Source organism: Aeromonas sanarellii, assembly GCF_000820085.1.
GTDB classification, from domain to species: Bacteria; Pseudomonadota; Gammaproteobacteria; order Enterobacterales; family Aeromonadaceae; genus Aeromonas; species Aeromonas sanarellii.
In genome coordinates this window covers 51,165-69,208 of the sequence record NZ_CDBN01000043.1, presented here as the reverse complement: position 1 = coordinate 69,208, position 18,044 = coordinate 51,165, and the positions used below count along the sequence as shown (strand labels likewise).

Sequence of the window (18,044 nt, the reverse complement as noted above, 5' to 3'; positions counted from 1 at the left end):
CTACTGGATCTACGAGGGGCCGTCCACTCGCCAAGGCCGAACAGCCCCTCGTAGATCCAGTAGGTAAACTCGGCTTCGCGCAGGGCATCCCCCCAGAGCACGGGGCGGGTGCCCTTGTAGCGCTCCTCCAGGAACTGGCGCAGCATGACGCAGGCCTGACGGCCGTCGGCCTTGCCGTACTCCTGCATCAGGCCGGCGGCGCGATAGGCGCACAGCTCCCCCTGACAGGGACCCATGCCCAGGCGCGTGCGGCGGCGCAAGTCCACCAGGTTGTCCACGTCGAGCTCGCGCAGGGCGTATTCAATCTCCCCCGCGGTCACCATCTCGCATTCGCAGATGAGGGCGTTGGCCTTGGGGTTGTCGCGGAAGAAGGCGATGACCCGCTCGCCGTGACGGTACTGGGCCGAGCCTTCGGCGGGTACCGAGAGGCCGGGGGCTGAGACCTTCTCCGGATCCCGCGAGCCCGGCAGGGCCAGCTCGGCGGTGCGGCAGGGCTTGCTGTTGCCAAGCTTCCTGGCCAGCAGGTCGGTGGCCCATTCGGCCATCAGGCGGTAGGTCATCAGCTTGCCGCCGGTGATGGTGTTGAAGCCCTGAAGACCGTCGCGCTCCGCATGATCCAGCAAGACGATGCCGCGGCTGATGTTGCGGCCCGACTCGTCGCCGTCCACCGCCACCAGGGGGCGTACACCGGCATAGGCGCGCAGCAGCCGGGTGCGCGCCATGACGGGGGCGAGCTTGATCCCCTCGCGCAGCAGGACCTCCACCTCGCCGGGCTCGACGGTGAGCTGGTCAATCTTGTCGTAGTCGATGCGGCTCGAGGTGGTGCCGATGAGGGAGATGGTGTCGCCCGGCACCAGGATGTCCGCATCCGCCGGCTTGCGGCAGCGGTTGAGCACCAGCTGGTTGAGGCGGTAATCCATGATGAGCAGGGAGCCCTTGGCCGGGAACATGCGGATGCCGAGGTCGGCGTACTCGCAGATCTGCTGGCCCCAGATGCCGGCGGCGTTGATCACCTCCCGGCACTCCACCTCGAACGCCTCTCCGGTGCGGGTGTTGATCGCCCTGACCCCGTGCACCCTATCCTGGGTGCGCAGCAGCCCCAGCACCTTGCTGTGGGTGAAGATGCGGGCGCCGTGTTCTTTCGCGTCCAGTACGTTGGCGGCGGCCAGGCGGAAGGGATCGACCGTGCCGTCCGGTACCTGTATGGCCCCGATCAGCGCCGGGTTGACGTTGGGTTCGAGGCGCAGCGCCTCGGCGGGATCCAGCTGGCGGGTCTCGATGCCCGCCAGGGCGCAGGCATCCATGAAGGTGCGCTGAAAATGGAGGTCATCTTCCGGCAGGGTGATGAAGAGGCCGCCGGTATCCTCCACGCAGTGGCTGGCGATCCGCTTGAGGATGCGGTTTTCCTGAATGCACTCGCGGGCGGACTCCTGATCCGTCACCGCGTAGCGGGCCCCCGAGTGGAGCAGGCCGTGGTTGCGCCCCGTGGTGCCGGCGGCGATGTCGTCCCGCTCCAGCAGGATGCAGTCGATGCCGCGCAGCGCGCAATCGCGCATGATGCCGGCGCCGGTGGCGCCCCCCCCTATGATGACGACTTCCGTGGTTATTCTTTTCATTCTTGCCCGTCTCATCTCTTCCAGATGGGCTCAGTGTGGCGCTTCCCTGGTTGGAAATGTTTGATATGGGCCAAGTTAATGTTCGTAAACGCTCATGAAAAGGGGTGTTAATGAGCAAAGCGTGATTGTTGTCACACTCCAGCAACAGCAGAGGGGGCCACCGGGCCCCCTCTGTCGACACGAGTCACGGCGCTCAGCCGCAGCACTTCTTGAACTTTTTGCCGCTGCCACAGGGGCAGGGGTCGTTGCGACCAACCCGCAGCGGCGCCGGATCCTGCTCGCCGTCGGTGTAGACCCAGCGCCCCTGATGACGCACGAAGCGGGATCGCTCGTGCAGGCAGTGACGCTCGTTCCCCTCCAGGAACCAGGCCTTGAACTCCACCGTGCCGGTCTCATCAAGGGGGCCGCCCTGGCTGGCGAGGATCTCGAGGCCGTCCCAGCGGGTATCGGTCCGGGAGAGCTCGGCCGCCGTCAGGCCGTGCAGAAAGTCAGGGTGCCAGCTGTGGACCAGGTACTCCCCCAATCCCAGCACGAAGGCGCTGTAGCGCGAGCGCATCAGCTGCTCCGGGCTGGCGGCGGCCTGGCCTGCGTGGAGCACGCCACAGCACTGGGAGAGGGGGAGGGAGGAACCGCAAGGACATTGGCTCATGGGTCAGCTCATCGGGTCGATAATAAAAGGTGGCGGGATTGTAGCGAAGGCACTCCCCCCTCGGCCAGCACTCCATGGCTGAGCGAGTAGGAACGAAGCACCCACAATAAAATGGCTAAAGGAAGTACAAGATGACGCTAAAGCAGAAAATTCTGTTGCTGGGGGCCATCCCCGTGCTGCTGATGGCCCTGGTGGTCAACCTCAGCAACTACCTGGTGGCCAGGAACGGTCTGGAGTCCGATCTGGTGGTGGCGAGGGAGAAGGCGGTCAAGGAGCGCAAGGCCCTGCTCAGCAGCTACCTGATGCTGGCCAAGACAGCCATCGAGCAGGCCTATGCCGGGCCCGACAACCCCGAGACCCGCCAGCGGGTGACCGAGATCCTGCGCCCCTTGCGCTATGGCAGTGACGGCTACTTCTTCGTCTACGACTACCAGGGGAACACTGTGCTGCTGCCAACCCGCCCCGAGATGGAGGGCAAGAATCGCTGGCAGGACAAGGATGCCAAGGGCACCTTCCTGATCCAGGGGATCATCAAGTCGGCGCGGGAGGGAGACGGCTTCTCCGAATACTGGACCAACAAGCCGTCCCTCGGCCGGGATGCCCCCAAGCTCTCCTTCAACCTGGTGCTCGACAAGTACCAGTGGGTGGTGGGCACGGGCTTCTACATCGACGATATCGACAACGAGCTGGCGGCCCTGCGCAGCGAGCGCGAGGAGACCATGCACGCCTCCCTGCAAAGCAGCGTGCTGCTCATCCTGGTGATCCTGGGGGTGACCCTGGCTGCCACCGTGGTGATCGGCAACCGGGTCACCCGGCCGCTGGCGGACGCGGTCTCGGCCCTCAACGACATCGCCGACGGGGAAGGGGATCTGACCCGGCGCCTCAAGGTGCAGAGCAAGGATGAGGTGGGTCAGCTGGCCACCGCCTTCAACCGTTTCGTCGAGCGGATCCAGTCGGTGGTGAGCCAGGTGGGTGAGACCAGCCATCAGCTGCTCGGCGCCGTGGACAGACTGCACAGCCTGAGCGAGCATGCAGACAGGCAGATGCAGGGCCATGGCAAGGAGACGGATCAGGTGGTCACCGCCGTGACCGAGATGAGTTCCACCGCCCAGGAGGTGGCGGCCAGCGCCTCCAACGCGGCCAGCGCCACCAGCGATGCGGCCCGCGAATCTGACGCCGCCCGCGGTGTGGTGAACAGCGCCATCGGCAGCATCAACCGGCTGGTGGACGAGGTACACGTGGCCGCCGGTGTCATCGAGCAGCTCGCCCACGAGACCGGCAAGATAGGGTCCGTGGTGGAGGTCATTCGCGGCATCGCCGATCAGACCAATCTGCTGGCGCTCAACGCCGCCATCGAGGCGGCACGGGCCGGCGAGCAGGGCCGCGGCTTTGCGGTGGTGGCGGACGAGGTGCGCTCCCTGGCCGGTCGCACCCAGCAAAGCACCAAGGAGATCAACGAGATGCTCCAGCGGCTGCAGGGCGGGGTCAGGCAGGCGGTGGAGGTGATGCAGGCGAGCGAGGCCCGCAGCCAGGAGACGGTGCAGGAGGCGAGCCACATCGCCAGCTCCCTCGACAGCATGGTGGCGGCCGTCGGTACCATCAACGACATGAATATCCAGATAGCGACCGCCGCCGAGGAGCAGCACGCGGTCTCCGAGGAGATCAACAAGAACCTGGTGGCCATCCAGCAGATCGTCAGCGAGCTGACCGAGGCGGCCGGGGAGTCCAACACCACCACCCGCGCCCTGGCCGGTACGGGTGACAAATTGCGTCAACTCGTCTCCCGCTTCCGTTACTAGTCACATTTTTGCCGTCTGGACGGGATATCCAGACGGCAAATTTGGGGATCGGCACAGAATGTGGGAAAATCGCGCCATTCGTTCCTTTCGTTAGCCCCAACCCTATGAATGAGATCGTGAAAGGCAGTATCGATTTGATCCGTCAGCTCAACTACGGCCTGGTCTACGCCAGCCTGGAGGAGCACAAGGAGCTGTCCCGTACCGATCTGTCCCGTTTGACCGGCCTCTCTCCCGCCAGCATCACCAAGATCACCCGCGAGCTGCTCGATGGCGGTCTGGTGGTTACCTGTGGCGAGAGCTCGGTGGGCCGTGGCCGCCGTCAGACCCTGCTGCGCATCAATGAGCGCCGCTTCCAGTTTCTCTCCATGCGCCTTGGCCGCGGCTATGTGGACATGGCCCTGTTCGATCTGGCGGGCCGCTCCATGGCGCGCCATCGCCACGTCTTCAACGAGGGGGAGCGGGCCTCCCTGCTGGCCAGCCTGGTGCGGGCCATCGAGGGCTTCCTGCCCAAGAAGGCGCTGCGCCTTGCCTGCATCGCCCTCTGCCTGCCGGGGCAGGTGGAGCGCCACTCCGGCATGGTCAAGCACTTCCCCTACTACGATCTGCGCAACTGGCCCCTCGGGCCCACCCTGCAGGAGGCCTTCTCGGTGCCCGTGCTGGTGAGCGGTGACGTGCGCACCTGGATCCAGGCCGAGCGGGAGTGGGGGGCCGCCAAGAACTGTGCCGATGCGGTGCTGGTGTTCGTGCACAACGACATCGGGGTCGGCATGGTGGTCAACGGCCAGCTCATCGAGAGCGAGGCGGCCCTGCTCGGGGATCTCAGCCACCTGCAGCTCGAGCCCTACGGCCAGCGCTGTTACTGCGGCGGTTTTGGCTGCGCCTGCACGCTCGTGACCAATCAGGCGCTGGAGGCCCAGTATCGGGACCTGCGCGAGCGGATGCAGGAGCACGATCTGCCCGAGGTCGTCACCATCCGCGAGCTGTGCGAGCTGGCGCTGGCGGGCAACAGCCTCTGCCAGGACATCCTGCACCAGGCGGCGGGGCGCCTCTCCCGGGTGCTGGCCAACCTCATCTGCCTGCTCAATCCGGGCAAGCTGCTGCTGGGGGGGGAGATCACCCGGGCCGATCGCCTGCTGTTCCCCATGCTGCACCAGTCCCTGGCGAGCCAGCTGCCGGCCGACTACCTGGTGCGTCTGCAGATCGAGTCCACCCATTTCTATGAAGATCCCACCAAGCCCACCTCGGTGCAGGTGCACAAGGCGCTGCGAGACGGCAGCCTGCTGCTCGAGCTGCTGCGAGGCGACAGGGAGGCCTGACTGCCTGCTGCAGTGCCGCCCCATCCTGCACTGGCCGTTTTAACTCCGTGGGAGGAGGGGGGCTGATTCGGCAGGGGACAAACAACAGGCGGGCCTTCCGAGGAAGGCCCGCCTGTTGTTTGCAAACGCCGGGTGGCGGCTCTAGGACTTGGTCTCCTTGGCGGGCGCCTTGTCGGCGGGTTGCTCCTGCCGTTTGAGGGTCTCGCTGGCTTGCTGTCTCAGCTGCATCTGCTCCATCACCAGCTTGTAGGCGATGTAGTACTTGTAGATGTTGCCCACATAGGTAACGGTCTCGGCTCCTATCTTCTCCGCCGCCACGTATTCGACGTTGTGGAACCAGACGTTGGGATCCAGCCCCCGCTTCTTCGCCTCGGTGCGCAGCCGCGCCACCCGGGCGGGACCGGCGTTGTAGGAGGCAAACGAGAACAATGCCTTGTCGAGGGCGGTCATGGGCTCGTCGGCGTAGTAGTGATCGATCATCCAGCGCATGTATTTGACGCCGCCGTGGATGTTGGGCTCGAGCTGGCGGATGTCGCCCACCTTCAGCCCCTTGCCGGTGGCGGGCATGATCTGCATGATGCCGATGGCGCCGACATGGCTGCGCGCCTTGTGGTTGAGGGCGGACTCCTGATAGCCCTGGGCGACGACCAGCAGCCAGTCCACGTCGTATTTCTCGCCGTATTCACGAAACAGTTCCACCACCTGCAGGAACTTCTTGCGCTCGGCCTCGGCGGCGGCGCTCTTGACGAACTTGTTCTGCTTGAGATAGCGCGCCAGTACGTCCTCCCCCGTCGCCTTGCCGCGGATCGCCTTGATCTGATCGTTGAGCATGGCGAGCAGCTTGGGACTGTCCTGGCGTACCGCCCAGGCGATGATGCCCCCCTCCCGGAACACCGGGGTTTCATGAATGGTGATCTTGGGGAAGATCTTCTGCCAGAAGCGGGCCTTGTGCTCGTCCATGACGATGAAGGGAAGCAGGCCCGCGTTCACCATCTCCACCAGATCTTCATCTTCCAGCACTTCGGAGGCGGGCTGGATGTCGATGAGGGGCTCTCCCGCCGCCTTGCGCGCCTGGTTATAGGCCATGAGGCTCTCGAAATAGCTGGAGGAGGGGCGCACGAAGATGGTCTTGCCACCCAGATCGGCGGCGCTCTCCACCTTGGGGGAATCGGGGCCGGAGACGAGCAGCTCCCGCACGTTATCGAGCAAGGGATCGCTGAACACCACCCCCTGCTTCTTGCGCTTGTCGGTGATGGTGAGGTTGGCGGCGGCGATATCCCCCTTGCCTTCGATGAGGGAGGTCAGCAGGGCCTCGCGGGCGACGGGAATGAAGACGAAGTGCACCTTGAGGTGACGCTTGATGGCCTTCTGCTTGCGCAGTTGTTCGTTGAGGCGTTTCTCCACCTGCATGAAGGCATCGTAAGTGACCCCCCGTTGCACCCCCTTGTTGATGAAGTAGCCGGTCTTGTTATAGGTGGTGAGCACCCGAATGGTGCGCCGCTCCAGCATGGCGTCGAGATCTCCCAGCATGGGTTTGGCGAGTTCCTCGCTGTCAAAGGCCAGGGCGCTGCGCTCCTCTTCTTCCTCGGTGGTGGCTTTTTTATCTGGCTCGGCACTCCAGGCCGGGGACAGGGAACAAAGCACCCAAAAAATGACAATCCATAAGCGTTTCATGATGTTCACCTCACTCGTTTTATTGAGTGTAAGCGTGGCTCAGGGGACCCCTTAGCTCGTTGGGTTTGATTGCGCTCGGGTGATAGCACGATCTTCACTATCGGTTGGGGGCCTGGCCGGGGAGAACACCAAATGAAGAGGGAGCCCGTGGGCTCCCTCTTTTCATTGCATATTCAATACCCGAGCCGGCCTAGAACCAGAAGCCGATGATGAAGGAGCCCGCCAGGGTCAGCATGACGTTGGCTACCGCATAGGTGCCGGCATAGCCGAGCGCCGGGATGGAGCTGTTGGCCGCCTCGTTCACCACGTCCATGGCCGGGGCGCAGGTGCGGGCCCCGGTGATGGCCCCCAGCAGCAGGGCCGGGTTCATCTTCAGCACCCAGACCCCGAACAGGTAACCTACCAGCACCGGCAGTGTGGTCACCAGCATGCCGGAGAAGAGCACCACCATGCCCACCTCGCTCAGGTGATCCAGGATGCCGCCCCCCGCTTTCAACCCGGTGCTCACCATGAAGACGGCGAGGCCGAGATCCTTGGCCAGACGCAGGGCGCCAGGCGGCACATAGCCTACCGTGGGGTGGTTGGCCCGAAGATAGCCCATCAGGATCCCCGCCAGCAGCAGGCCGACGGCGTTGCCGAGGCCGAATTCTATCTGGCCGAACACCAGGGAGACGGAGCCGATGAGCAGGCCCAGCACGAAGAAGGTGGTGAAGGCCACCAGATCCGTGGTCTGGCTATGGATGCTGATGAAGCCGATCTTGTTGGCCAGGAGCTTGACCCGCTGTTTCTCGCCGCTGATCTGCAGCACGTCACCCTTCTGCAGCATGATGTTGCGATCGAACGGCATCTCTATCTGGGATCGCACCACCCGGTTGAGGAAGCACCCCTTCTCGGTGAGGTTGAGTTCCACCAGGTGGCGGCCGACCACGGCATCGTTCTTCACCACTATCTCTTCGGTGACGATCTGCAGGTCCAGCAGGTTGCGATCGAACACCTCCTTGCCGTTGCGGTAGTTGACGTCCAGCTTCTCGTGGCTCTCGGGGTAGCCCACCAGGGCGATCTCGTCTCCCTCCTGGATGACGGCGTCACCATCGGGGCTGGCCAGTATCCCGTTGCGGCGGATCCGCTCCACGTAACAGCCGGTGTGGGGATAGATGCCGGTCTCTCGCAGGGTGCGACCGCCGATCCAGGCGGCGAGCTCCGGGCCGACCCGATAGGCGCGGATGATGGGCAGGTAGGTCTTGCGGCTCTCGCTGTCGGAGAGGCCCCGCTCGCGGGCGATCTTCTGGGCCTCGGTGTTGAGGTCGAGCCGCGCCAGGGAAGGCAGGTAGCGCACCACCAGCATCAATCCCACCAGCCCCACCAGATAGGTGAGCGCATAGCCGATGCCCATGTTGTCGAGCACCGACTGCATGTCGGTCTGGTGGGGCAGGTTGAGCAGGCCGCTGCGCAGGGCATCCTGGGCGCCCACCAGCGCCGGGGTGGAGGTGAGCGACCCCGCCAGGATGCCGGCCGCCATGCCGGGCCCCAGGTTGAAGAACTTGGCCAGCCCCACGGTGAGCAGCAGGGCGCTCAGCAGGATCACCAGGGTCAGGGTGATGTAGTGGATGCCGTCGCGCAGGAAGACGCTGAAGAAGTGCGGCCCCGCTTCAATCCCCACGCAGAAGATGAACAGCATAAAGCCGACGTTTTCGGTGGAGGTGGAAAACTGGAATCCCATCTGGCCGAACAGCAGGGCGGTGAACAGCACCCCTATGGTATTGCCTATCTGGAAGTTGCCGATGCGGACCTTGCCTAGCAGCAGGCCGAAGGCCAGTACCACGAACAGCAGCAGGGAGTCGCTTTGATGTAGCAGTGTCACGAAATCTATGGTCATGCCCGGAAAAACCGAGGAAAAAAGTGGGGCCGATATTGTGCCGTATCCCTTGGCAAGAAAGAAGCGCCAAAGCGGATCGACAGCCAGTTAAGTGGCGCCTCGACCAGAGGGGTGAGGGATGCGCGGCGCCCAGGAGGAAAAATACTCTATTTTACGCTGCCGGATCCGGTGTCAATGAGTGATTTCTGCTGTCGGGAAGGGAAGGGCCGACGGCCCTGTGGACAATTTATTACCTGCTGTATGGGGAGCGATTGGGCATGGTTTTCAGCATTTTTCACTGAGGTCAGTTAAGGGATACAAAAGAACCCCATTTGTCGTCCGGCGAGGGCTGACCCGTGACACGGGGCATGGCGAAAAAAGACCGCGCCGTGGTGGGGGCGTTGCCCTGGTTGACCCCATTTAGGGGGGCGGACAAAAACAGCAGAAAATGGGGCGAGCGGTGCGTCGCCTCGCCAAACCGGAGACAATCGCTGCCAACCCAGATGAACATTGGCTTTGGTCAACTTACCCACAGAAACTGTGGATAACCCTGTTCATGAAACTTGGTGATCAGGCTGTATCCCGCGCCAATACTGGGCTTCAAGGGCTGTTCAAAAAATACCGGCAATAAATTGTTTCTATAAAAATCAAATAGTTATGTGCGGCAGAACAAAACGCTGCCGGTCAGTGACGGGGGATCAAAAGGGAGGCGTGCAGCAAGGCAGGGCTTGTGCATTAAAATTGGCAGAGGAAAGCACTAAAGTGGATAACTTGCACCGAGATGGTGAGGAATTGGCTCCCCCGACTGGACTTGAACCAGTGACATACGGATTAACAGTCCGCCGTTCTACCGACTGAACTACGGGGGAACATCAGGCAAGGAGGTGCATCATACAGAGGTCGTATTTCGGGGTCAATAGCCATCAGGGCAGGCCGGCGGATACCCAGGCCCGTCAACTCGGGGTACACTGCACTCTTGCCGTTTTTTGCCGGGAGTCGTCATGAGCAAGTTATTTCAGTTGGCCAGCCAATTTCAACCCGCCGGGGATCAGCCGAGGGCCATCGCCCAGCTGCTCGACGGCATAGAGTCCGGGTTGGCCCACCAGACCCTGCTCGGGGTGACCGGCTCGGGCAAGACCTTCACCATGGCCAACGTCATCGCGACTCTCAATCGCCCCACCATGATACTGGCGCCCAACAAGACGCTGGCGGCCCAGCTCTACGGGGAAATGAAGGAGTTCTTCCCCGAGAACTCGGTGGAGTATTTCGTCTCCTACTACGACTACTACCAGCCGGAAGCCTATGTGCCGACCACGGACACCTTTATAGAGAAGGATGCCTCCATAAACGATCACATCGAGCAGATGCGGCTCTCGGCCACCAAGGCGCTGCTGGAGCGGCGCGACGTGGTGATCGTCGCCTCGGTGTCGGCCATCTATGGCCTGGGGGATCCCCAGGCCTACCTCAGCATGATGCTGCACCTGAAAGTGGGGGACCTGATCAATCAGCGGGATATCCTGCGTCGCCTCGCCGAGCTGCAGTACACCCGCAACGACATGGCATTCCAGCGCGGTACCTTCCGGGTACGGGGGGAGGTGATCGACATCTACCCCGCCGAATCGGACAAGCTGGCCCTGCGGGTAGAGCTGTTTGACGAAGAAGTGGAGCGCCTCTCCCTGTTCGACCCGCTGACCGGCGCCATCGAGCAGACGGTGGTGCGCTACACCATCTACCCCAAGACCCACTATGCCACCCCGCGCGAGACCATACTCGGCGCCATTGAGCACATCAAGGAGGAGCTCAAGAGTCGCCGTGAGCAGCTGTTGTCGCTGGGCAAGCTGGTGGAGGAGCAGCGCATCAGCCAGCGCACCCAGTTCGACATGGAGATGATGCAGGAGCTCGGCTACTGCTCCGGCATCGAGAACTACAGCCGCTACCTCTCCGGCCGCGCGCCGGGGGAGCCGCCGCCCACCCTGTTTGACTACCTGCCGGGGGACGGCCTGCTCATCATCGACGAATCCCACGTCACGGTGCCGCAGATCGGCGCCATGTTCAAAGGGGACAGATCCCGCAAGGAGACCCTGGTGGAGTACGGCTTCCGGCTGCCGTCGGCGCTGGACAACCGGCCGCTCAAGTTCGACGAGTTCGAGGCGCTGATGCCGCAGACGGTGTTCGTCTCGGCGACCCCGGGCCCCTATGAGCTGGACAAATCCGGCGGCGATGTGGTGCAGCAGGTGGTGCGCCCCACCGGTCTGCTTGACCCCGAGGTGGAAGTGCGGCCGGTCAGCACCCAGGTGGACGATCTGCTCTCCGAGATCCGCAAGCGGGTGGCGGTGGAGGAGCGGGTGCTGGTCACCACCCTCACCAAGCGGATGGCGGAGGACTTGACCGAATACCTGGCGGATCACGAGGTGCGGGTGCGCTATCTGCACTCGGACATCGACACAGTGGAGCGGGTGGAGATCATCCGCGATCTGCGCCTTGGCAAATTCGACGTGCTGGTGGGCATCAACCTGCTGCGCGAAGGCCTCGACATGCCGGAGGTTTCCCTGGTGGCCATCCTGGATGCAGATAAAGAGGGCTTCCTGCGCTCCACCCGTTCGCTTATCCAGACCATAGGTCGGGCGGCACGCAACCTCAACGGCAAGGTGATCCTCTACGGGGATACCATCACCAACTCCATGAAGGTGGCGATTGAAGAGACTGAACGGCGCCGCGCCCTGCAGCACGCCCATAACCTGGAGCACGGCATCACGCCGAAGGGGCTCAACAAGTCCGTCGGCGATGTGATGGACATGGGGGGCAGCCGCACCGCGGGCAAGGCCGGCAAGGGAAGCCGCAAGGCCGCCGAACCGCAAGGGGAGTACCACGCCCGTTCCGCCAGCGAGATCGCCAAGGAGATCAAACGAATGGAGGAGCAGATGTTCCAGCATGCGCGGGATCTGGAGTTCGAACAGGCGGCGGCGCTGCGGGATCAGATCCAGCGGCTGCGCAGCGAGTTGATCGAGTCGTGAGCGCCAGACGCTGGCTTATCTGGCGGCGGCTGCGCCGCCTCTACCTGGGGTTTCGCCATCCGGCCACCCCCTGGTGGGCGCGGGGGCTGGTCATCTTTATTCTGCTCTACGGCATCAGCCCGGTGGATCTGGTGCCCGACCTGGTGCCGCTCTTTGGCTGGCTCGACGATATCAGCCTGTTGCTGCTTCTGTTATGGGGCTGGGAGAGGTGCTTGCCCGATGTCGTGCTGACCTCTCTGGACAAGGCCGATTGATCCCAATCTGACCCCGTTCATGGCAGTTTTTTTCTTGCCACCGGGTGCGCCAGTTAAGGGTATTGAATGGCTCCTTTTGTATGAGGGCGAAAAAGGGGACCATGGGGTGATTGTGAGCCAGGTCTCATTGGCGTAGACTCCACGCCGTTCACTTCATGAGTACCCAAAAAATGGATCTGATCCTCTTTGCCATCGACTTTATCCTGCACGTTGACGTGCACCTGAAAGAGCTGTTCGAACACTACGGGATCTGGGTGTACGCCATCCTGTTTCTCATCATCTTCTGCGAGACAGGCCTGGTGGTCACACCCTTCCTGCCTGGCGACTCCCTGCTGTTTGCCGCCGGGGCCCTGACGGTGGGCAGCGTGCTGGACGTGCATACCCTGGCAGGGGTGCTGATCATCGCCGCTGTGCTCGGCAACGTGGTGAACTACACCATAGGGCACTTCTTCGGCGAGCAGCTGTTCCGCAATCCGGACTCGAAGATCTTCCGCCGCGATTACCTGGTCAAGACCCACGCCTTCTATGCCAAGCACGGGGGCAAGACCATCATCATCACCCGCTTCCTGCCCATAGTGCGCACCTTTGCGCCCTTCGTGGCGGGGATGGGTGCCATGACCTATCCACGCTTCCTGGCGTTCAATCTGGTGGGCGGCCTCCTGTGGGTGCTCTCCTTCGTCTATGCGGGCCACTTCTTCGGCAATCTGCCGGTGGTGCGTCACAACTTCACCCTGCTCATCTTCGGCATCATCGGCATCTCCCTGCTGCCCATGGTGGTCGGCATGGTGAAGGCCAGGATGGATGCCGGCAAGGTGGCCTCCTGAGCTTCTTGTCCCTGTGGCAATGAAATGAGAAAGGGAGCCGATGGCTCCCTTTCTGTTTGTGGCCTGCTCACTGTCAGATTGCCGATGGTCACGATGGCAATCGGCAATCTGGAGACGAAGATGGCAACTCACCGCTGTGGAACTATGGTCCAGGCGTGATCTGACGCATAAACAAAGGAGGGAGCCATCGGCTCCCTCCTTTGTTTATGCGTGCCTCCCGGCTCAGTTGCAGCAGCGACCCTTGATCAGGTTGCCGATGGCGACCACCACAAAGACCAGCAGATAGGCGGCGAAGATGGCGACCAGCCACTGGGGCATGGAGAAGCCGAGGAATTGCCAGCTGATCTCGCTGCAATCTCCGTCCGGATAGAACATCCAGGGGATCCACTGATCCAGCGGCGCCCAGCTGGGGAAGTCGACAAAGCCCTCGCACACGTTGAAGGGGGAGGGGTTCATCTGATAATCCACATGCTTGAGCGCCAGCTTCAGGCCCCAGAAGGCGCTGTAGCCCCACAGCAGCATGGCGCTCCAGCGCACATACCACTTCTGGGGCGCCACCATGCCGAGCAGGCCGGCCGCCAGCACGCCCAGGATGGCGATCCGCTCGTAGATGCACATGACACAAGGGTGCAGGACCAGCACGTGCTGGAAGAAGAGGGCGCACAGTTCGAGGAAGAGAGCGGACGCGGCCAGCAATCCCCAGGCCAGACGATGGCTGGCAATGCGGCGAAGAAACTCGATCATCTGATTGATCTCACAGAGAAAATAGTGGCTGAATTAGAGCAGAGCCCCATCCAAAAAGAAAGGGGCCGTACAGCCCCTTTCACCATCAGTGTGCCGCCGGCGCCGACAGAGGCACGGCGGCGTGCTCCATCAGCCAACCCGCCTGGTAGAACCATTCGGTGGCGGGGCCGAGCAACAGCTCCACGGAGAAGAAACCGACCAGGCCCAGTACCAGGGTATAGGGCAGGGCCATCCATACCATGCGGCCGTACGAGAGGCGCAGCAGGGGGGCCAGGGCCGAGGTCAGCATGAACAGGAAGGCGGCCTGGCCGTTGGGGGTGGCGACCGAGGGCAGGTTGGTGCCCGTGTTGATGGCCACCGCCAGCAGATCGAAGTGGGCGCGGCTGATGGCCCCGTTGATCAGCGCCGTCTTCACCTCGTTGATGTAGACAGTGCCGACGAAGACGTTGTCACTGACCATGGAGAGCAGGCCGTTGGCCAGATAGAACAGGGCGAGCTGATCCTCGGGCTTGGCCGCCAGCACCCACTGGATCACCGGCTTGAACAGCTGTTGATCGATGATCACCGCCACCACGCTGAAGAAGACGGTGAGCAGGGCGGTGAAGGGCAGCGCCTCATGGAAGGCCTTGCCGAGGGCGTGTTCCTCGGTGATGCCGGTGAAGGCGGTGGCGAGCACGATGACGGTCAGGCCGATCAGCCCCACGGCGGCCAGATGCAGGGCCAGCCCCGTGATAAGCCAGGTGGCGATCAGTGCCTGGACGATCAGCTTGGCCTTGTCTTGCGGGGTACGCTGGGCTTCTTCCTCGCGTTCGTACGCTTCCATGATGTGGCGTACGGGCTCGGGCAGCCGGGTGCCATAGCCGAACCAGCGGAACCTTTCGACCAGGATGCAGGTGAGCAGACCGCAGAGAAACACGGGGACGGTGACGGGAGACATGCGAACGGCAAACTCGCCGAAATGCCAACCTGCCTGCTCGCCGATGATGAGGTTCTGGGGCTCGCCGACCAGGGTGCAGACACCCCCCAGTGCGGTACCTATGGCCGCGTGCATCATCAGGCTGCGCAAGAAGGCCCGAAATTCGTTCAGATGCCGACGGGAGAGCTCGTCGATCTCCTCGTCATCGTGGTGCAGGTTGCCGGACTCATCCCGTGAGGCCACCTTGTGGTAGATGGCGTAGAAACCGGTGGCGACGCTGATCACCACGGCGATCACGGTCAGGGCATCGAGGAAGGCGGACAAAAAAGCCGACACCAGGCAGAAGGCGAGGGAGAGCAGCGTCTTGGAGTGGATGCGCACCAGCATCTTGGTGAAGACATAGAGCAGCAACTGCTTCATGAAGTAGATGCCGGCCACCATGAAGACCAGTAGCAGCAGCACTTCTATATTGGCCACCAGCTCATGTTTGATCTGGTCGGCCGAGGTCATGCCGATGAGTACCGCTTCGATGGCCAGCAGGCCGCCGGGTTGCAAGGGGTAGCACTTGAGGGCCATGGCCAGGGTGAAGATGAACTCGACGACCAGCAGCCAGCCAGCCAGGAAGGGATCAAGGTGAAAGACGATCGGATTGATCAGCAGGAATAGGACGATGGCAAGCTTGTACCATCGCGGGGCATTGCCCAGAAAATTCTTTGTAAACGCGCGCCCTAGGCTGATTGGCATAATGATGGTTCTCGGTTCTGTTGTTGGTATCTGCGTCTATGCAGTCGAGCCCGGCTCGACCCGAACTTCCGGATATTCACCTGTATCAGATTGATTGCACATGATTTTAATCAAGGGAGCGATAACTATAAATAACGTGGCGAAACTTGCACAGCGATGAAGTGCGTATCACACCCCCATTGGGGGTTGGTTGGCTCTCGCGTTGTCGCTGCATACATATTTTTAACAAAAAGATCGGGTTAATGTGAGCAGAGGACTGACCTTATGCTTGCCAGCATGACCGGCTTTGCTATTATTCGTGAGCCTTTTTACGTACTACAACAGAGTCACTACATGGTCATAAAAGCGCAAAGCCCTGCCGGGTTTGCCGAGGAATACATCATCGAGTCCATCTGGAACAATCGCTTTCCTCCTGGATCCATTCTGCCGGCGGAGCGTGAATTGTCCGAGCTGATTGGCGTGACTCGCACTACCTTGCGCGAAGTGCTGCAGCGCCTTGCCCGCGATGGCTGGCTCACCATCCAGCATGGCAAACCGACCAAGGTGAACAACTTCTGGGAAACCTCAGGCCTCAATATCCTGGAGACCCTGGCGCGCCTCGATCAGGACAAGGTGCCGGATCTGGTGGCCCAGTTGCTGTCGGCTCGCACCAACATCTGCACCATCTTCATCCGTGGCGCCATTCGCAACAATCCGGATCAGGCCGCCGAGATCCTGCGCGGTGCCGACGAGGTGGAAAACACGGCCGAAGCCTATGCGGACTTCGATTACCGTCTGCACCACCAGCTCTCGTTTGCTTCGGGTAACCCCATCTATGCCTTGATCCTCAACGGGTTCAAGGGGCTCTATAGCCGCGTCGGGCGTTATTACTTCTCCGACAAGCAGGCGCGCGAGACGGCGGATGCCTACTACAAGACGCTGCTGAAACTGGCCGAGACCAAGGACCACGAAGCCGTGTTCATGACGGTGCGTCAGTACGGCATCGAGTCGGGCAAGTTGTGGACCCGGTTGCGCCAGGACATGCCAAGCAATCTGTGTGACAACTGATTGCCGCGACCAAGAAAAACGCGCCTGATGGCGCGTTTTTTTATGCTTGCGACTCCCGCCTTGCCCATCAGGTGGCGCTCTTGCGATCCGGGCAGCGACCTATGATGTCCGCGGAGAGCTCGCCGTTGTCCTGCTCCAGTATCACATCGAACCCCCACAGCTGGTGCAGGTGCTTGAGCACCTCGTGGCGCGACTCACCCAGGGGAATGCGGTTGTGGGGCACGTAGCGCAGGGTGAGGGAGCGATCGCCCTTCACCGCCACGTTGTAGACCTGAATGTTGGGCTCCAGGTTGCTCAGATTGTACTGGGCTGACAGCGTGTTGCGCACCAGCCGGTAGCCCTCCTCGTTGTGGATGGCGGAGACCCTGAGGTAGTTCTTCAGATCGTCGTCGTCGATGGCAAACAGCTTCATGTCGCGCATCACCTTGGGACTGAGGAACTGGCTGATGAAGCTCTCGTCCTTGAAGTTCTGCATGGCGAAGTGCAGGGTATCGACCCAGTTGGTACCGGCATAGTCGGGGAACCAATGCCTGTCCTCCTCGGTCGGGTGCTCGCAGATGCGGCGCAAGTCCGTGAACATGGCGAAGCCGAGGGCGTAGGGGTTGATGCCGGAGTAGTAACGGCTGTTGTAGGGGGGCTGGTATACCACGTTGGTGTGGCTGTGGAGCACTTCTATCATGAAGCGGTCGCTGATCTTCCCCTCGTCATAGAGGTGATTGAGGATGGTGTAGTGCCAGAAGGTGGCCCATCCCTCGTTCATCACCTGGGTCTGTTTCTGCGGGTAGAAGTACTGGCTGATCTTGCGCACGATGCGCACCACTTCCCGCTGCCAGGGCTCGAGCAGGGGAGCATTCTTCTCGATGAAGTAGAGAATGTTCTCCTGGGGCTCGGCCGGATAACGCCTGTCCTCGACACCGGAGATCTTGTGCTGCTTGGGCAGGGTGCGCCACAGCTCGTTGACCTGGGTCTGCAGATAGTCTTCCCGCGCCTTCTGGCGCCGTTTCTCTTCGGCCAGCGAGATCTTCTGGGGGCGCTTGTAGCGATCCACCCCGAAGTTCATCAGGGCATGACAGGAGTCGAGCAGGCGTTCGACCGCATCGATACCGTGTTTCTCCTCGCACTCGGTGATGTAGTTTTTGGCGAACAGCAGGTAATCGATGATGGAGGAGGCATCGGTCCAGGCCTTGAACAGATAGTTGTTCTTGAAGAAGGAGTTGTGGCCATAGCAGGCATGAGCCATCACCAGGGCCTGCATCGGCATGGTGTTCTCCTCCATCAGGTAGGCGATGCAGGGATCCGAATTGATGACGATCTCGTAAGCCAGCCCCATCTGGCCGCGCTTGTAGTTGCGCTCGGTATGGATGAAGCGCTTGCCGAACGACCAGTGCTGGTAGCCGATGGGCATGCCGACGCTGGAGTAGGCATCCATCATCTGCTCCGCCGTGATCACCTCGATCTGGTTGGGGTAGGTGTCCAGCCGATAGAACTTGGCAACCCGGGCTATCTCCTGGTGATAGATCTCCAGCAGATCGAAGTTCCAGTCAGGACCATCGTCCAGCGGCGCTATTTTTCTCGCGGTTTCTACCATATGT

General features: G+C 61.8%; 13 protein-coding genes and 1 tRNA gene. 6 read left to right on the top strand and 8 right to left on the bottom strand.

Going from position 1 to position 18,044, the window contains the following annotated elements:
- Together glpA and BN1132_RS09165 are read right to left on the bottom strand one after the other, a co-directional pair.
- Positions 1-1,616 (bottom strand): anaerobic glycerol-3-phosphate dehydrogenase subunit A (gene glpA / locus BN1132_RS09170; protein ID WP_042076975.1); only part of this gene is annotated, 1,616 nt, incomplete at its 3' end.
- 193 nt (positions 1,617-1,809) lie between these two features.
- Positions 1,810-2,265 carry a YchJ family protein gene (locus BN1132_RS09165; protein ID WP_084202758.1) on the bottom strand — a complete coding sequence of 152 codons (456 nt, stop codon included), beginning with the start codon at positions 2,263-2,265 and terminating at the stop codon, positions 1,810-1,812.
- Between the two features lie 131 nt (positions 2,266-2,396).
- Between BN1132_RS09165 and BN1132_RS09160 the strand changes: the two genes are divergently transcribed.
- Together BN1132_RS09160 and BN1132_RS09155 are read left to right on the top strand one after the other, a co-directional pair.
- Positions 2,397-4,064 carry a methyl-accepting chemotaxis protein gene (locus tag BN1132_RS09160; protein WP_042076974.1) on the top strand — a complete coding sequence of 556 codons (1,668 nt, stop codon included), beginning with the start codon at positions 2,397-2,399 and terminating at the stop codon, positions 4,062-4,064.
- 104 nt (positions 4,065-4,168) lie between these two features.
- Positions 4,169-5,380: an ROK family protein gene (locus tag BN1132_RS09155; protein ID WP_042076973.1), complete on the top strand. Its 1,212-nt coding sequence runs from the start codon at positions 4,169-4,171 to the stop codon at positions 5,378-5,380.
- Positions 5,381-5,521: 141 nt separating this feature from the next.
- Here BN1132_RS09155 and BN1132_RS09150 read toward each other — a convergent pair whose 3' ends face one another.
- The 3 genes from BN1132_RS09150 to BN1132_RS09140 form a co-directional block, all read right to left on the bottom strand.
- Positions 5,522-7,054 carry an MltF family protein gene (locus BN1132_RS09150; RefSeq protein ID WP_042076972.1) on the bottom strand — a complete coding sequence of 511 codons (1,533 nt, stop codon included), beginning with the start codon at positions 7,052-7,054 and terminating at the stop codon, positions 5,522-5,524.
- Positions 7,055-7,244: 190 nt separating this feature from the next.
- Positions 7,245-8,930 (bottom strand): aspartate:alanine antiporter, encoded by a 1,686-nt coding sequence (locus BN1132_RS09145; protein WP_042076971.1) that lies wholly within the window; start codon positions 8,928-8,930, stop codon positions 7,245-7,247.
- A gap of 772 nt (positions 8,931-9,702) precedes the next feature.
- Positions 9,703-9,778, bottom strand: a tRNA-Asn gene (locus tag BN1132_RS09140).
- Between the two features lie 132 nt (positions 9,779-9,910).
- Here BN1132_RS09140 and uvrB point away from each other — a divergent pair.
- From uvrB to BN1132_RS09125, 3 genes are all read left to right on the top strand, one after another.
- A complete protein-coding gene (gene uvrB, locus BN1132_RS09135; RefSeq protein WP_042076970.1) occupies positions 9,911-11,923 on the top strand; it encodes an excinuclease ABC subunit UvrB in 2,013 nt (670 codons plus the stop codon).
- Positions 11,920-12,177: a YkvA family protein gene (locus BN1132_RS09130; RefSeq protein WP_042076969.1), complete on the top strand. Its 258-nt coding sequence runs from the start codon at positions 11,920-11,922 to the stop codon at positions 12,175-12,177. Before uvrB ends, BN1132_RS09130 begins: the two co-directional genes overlap by 4 nt.
- A 170-nt stretch (positions 12,178-12,347) precedes the next feature.
- Positions 12,348-13,001 carry a DedA family protein gene (locus tag BN1132_RS09125; protein WP_042076968.1) on the top strand — a complete coding sequence of 218 codons (654 nt, stop codon included), beginning with the start codon at positions 12,348-12,350 and terminating at the stop codon, positions 12,999-13,001.
- A 222-nt stretch (positions 13,002-13,223) separates the two neighbouring features.
- Here BN1132_RS09125 and dsbB read toward each other — a convergent pair whose 3' ends face one another.
- Positions 13,224-13,745 (bottom strand): disulfide bond formation protein DsbB, encoded by a 522-nt coding sequence (gene dsbB / locus BN1132_RS09120; protein WP_042076967.1) that lies wholly within the window; start codon positions 13,743-13,745, stop codon positions 13,224-13,226.
- Between the two features lie 85 nt (positions 13,746-13,830).
- Entirely contained in the window at positions 13,831-15,405 is a 1,575-nt protein-coding gene (gene nhaB, locus BN1132_RS09115; protein ID WP_042076966.1) for a Na(+)/H(+) antiporter NhaB, read from the bottom strand.
- A 333-nt stretch (positions 15,406-15,738) separates the two neighbouring features.
- Here nhaB and fadR point away from each other — a divergent pair, with 333 nt between their 5' ends.
- Entirely contained in the window at positions 15,739-16,452 is a 714-nt protein-coding gene (fadR, locus tag BN1132_RS09110; RefSeq protein ID WP_042076965.1) for a fatty acid metabolism transcriptional regulator FadR, read from the top strand.
- Between the two features lie 67 nt (positions 16,453-16,519).
- On the opposite strand, the gene BN1132_RS09105 is transcribed toward fadR, so the two are convergent.
- Complete coding sequence (locus BN1132_RS09105; RefSeq protein WP_042076964.1) at positions 16,520-18,040, bottom strand: SpoVR family protein; 1,521 nt, start codon at positions 18,038-18,040, stop codon at positions 16,520-16,522.
- Positions 18,041-18,044 lie beyond the last annotated feature (4 nt).

Coding starts and splice junctions, on each gene's coding strand:
- BN1132_RS09165 (WP_084202758.1), bottom strand. CDS start 2,265: ATGAGCCAATGTCCTTGCGGTTCCTCCCTCCCCCTCTCCCAGTGCTGT.
- BN1132_RS09160 (WP_042076974.1), top strand. CDS start 2,397: ATGACGCTAAAGCAGAAAATTCTGTTGCTGGGGGCCATCCCCGTGCTG.
- BN1132_RS09155 (WP_042076973.1), top strand. CDS start 4,169: ATGAATGAGATCGTGAAAGGCAGTATCGATTTGATCCGTCAGCTCAAC.
- BN1132_RS09150 (WP_042076972.1), bottom strand. CDS start 7,054: ATGAAACGCTTATGGATTGTCATTTTTTGGGTGCTTTGTTCCCTGTCC.
- BN1132_RS09145 (WP_042076971.1), bottom strand. CDS start 8,930: ATGACCATAGATTTCGTGACACTGCTACATCAAAGCGACTCCCTGCTG.
- uvrB (WP_042076970.1), top strand. CDS start 9,911: ATGAGCAAGTTATTTCAGTTGGCCAGCCAATTTCAACCCGCCGGGGAT.
- BN1132_RS09125 (WP_042076968.1), top strand. CDS start 12,348: ATGGATCTGATCCTCTTTGCCATCGACTTTATCCTGCACGTTGACGTG.
- dsbB (WP_042076967.1), bottom strand. CDS start 13,745: ATGATCGAGTTTCTTCGCCGCATTGCCAGCCATCGTCTGGCCTGGGGA.
- nhaB (WP_042076966.1), bottom strand. CDS start 15,405: ATGCCAATCAGCCTAGGGCGCGCGTTTACAAAGAATTTTCTGGGCAAT.
- fadR (WP_042076965.1), top strand. CDS start 15,739: ATGGTCATAAAAGCGCAAAGCCCTGCCGGGTTTGCCGAGGAATACATC.
- BN1132_RS09105 (WP_042076964.1), bottom strand. CDS start 18,040: ATGGTAGAAACCGCGAGAAAAATAGCGCCGCTGGACGATGGTCCTGAC.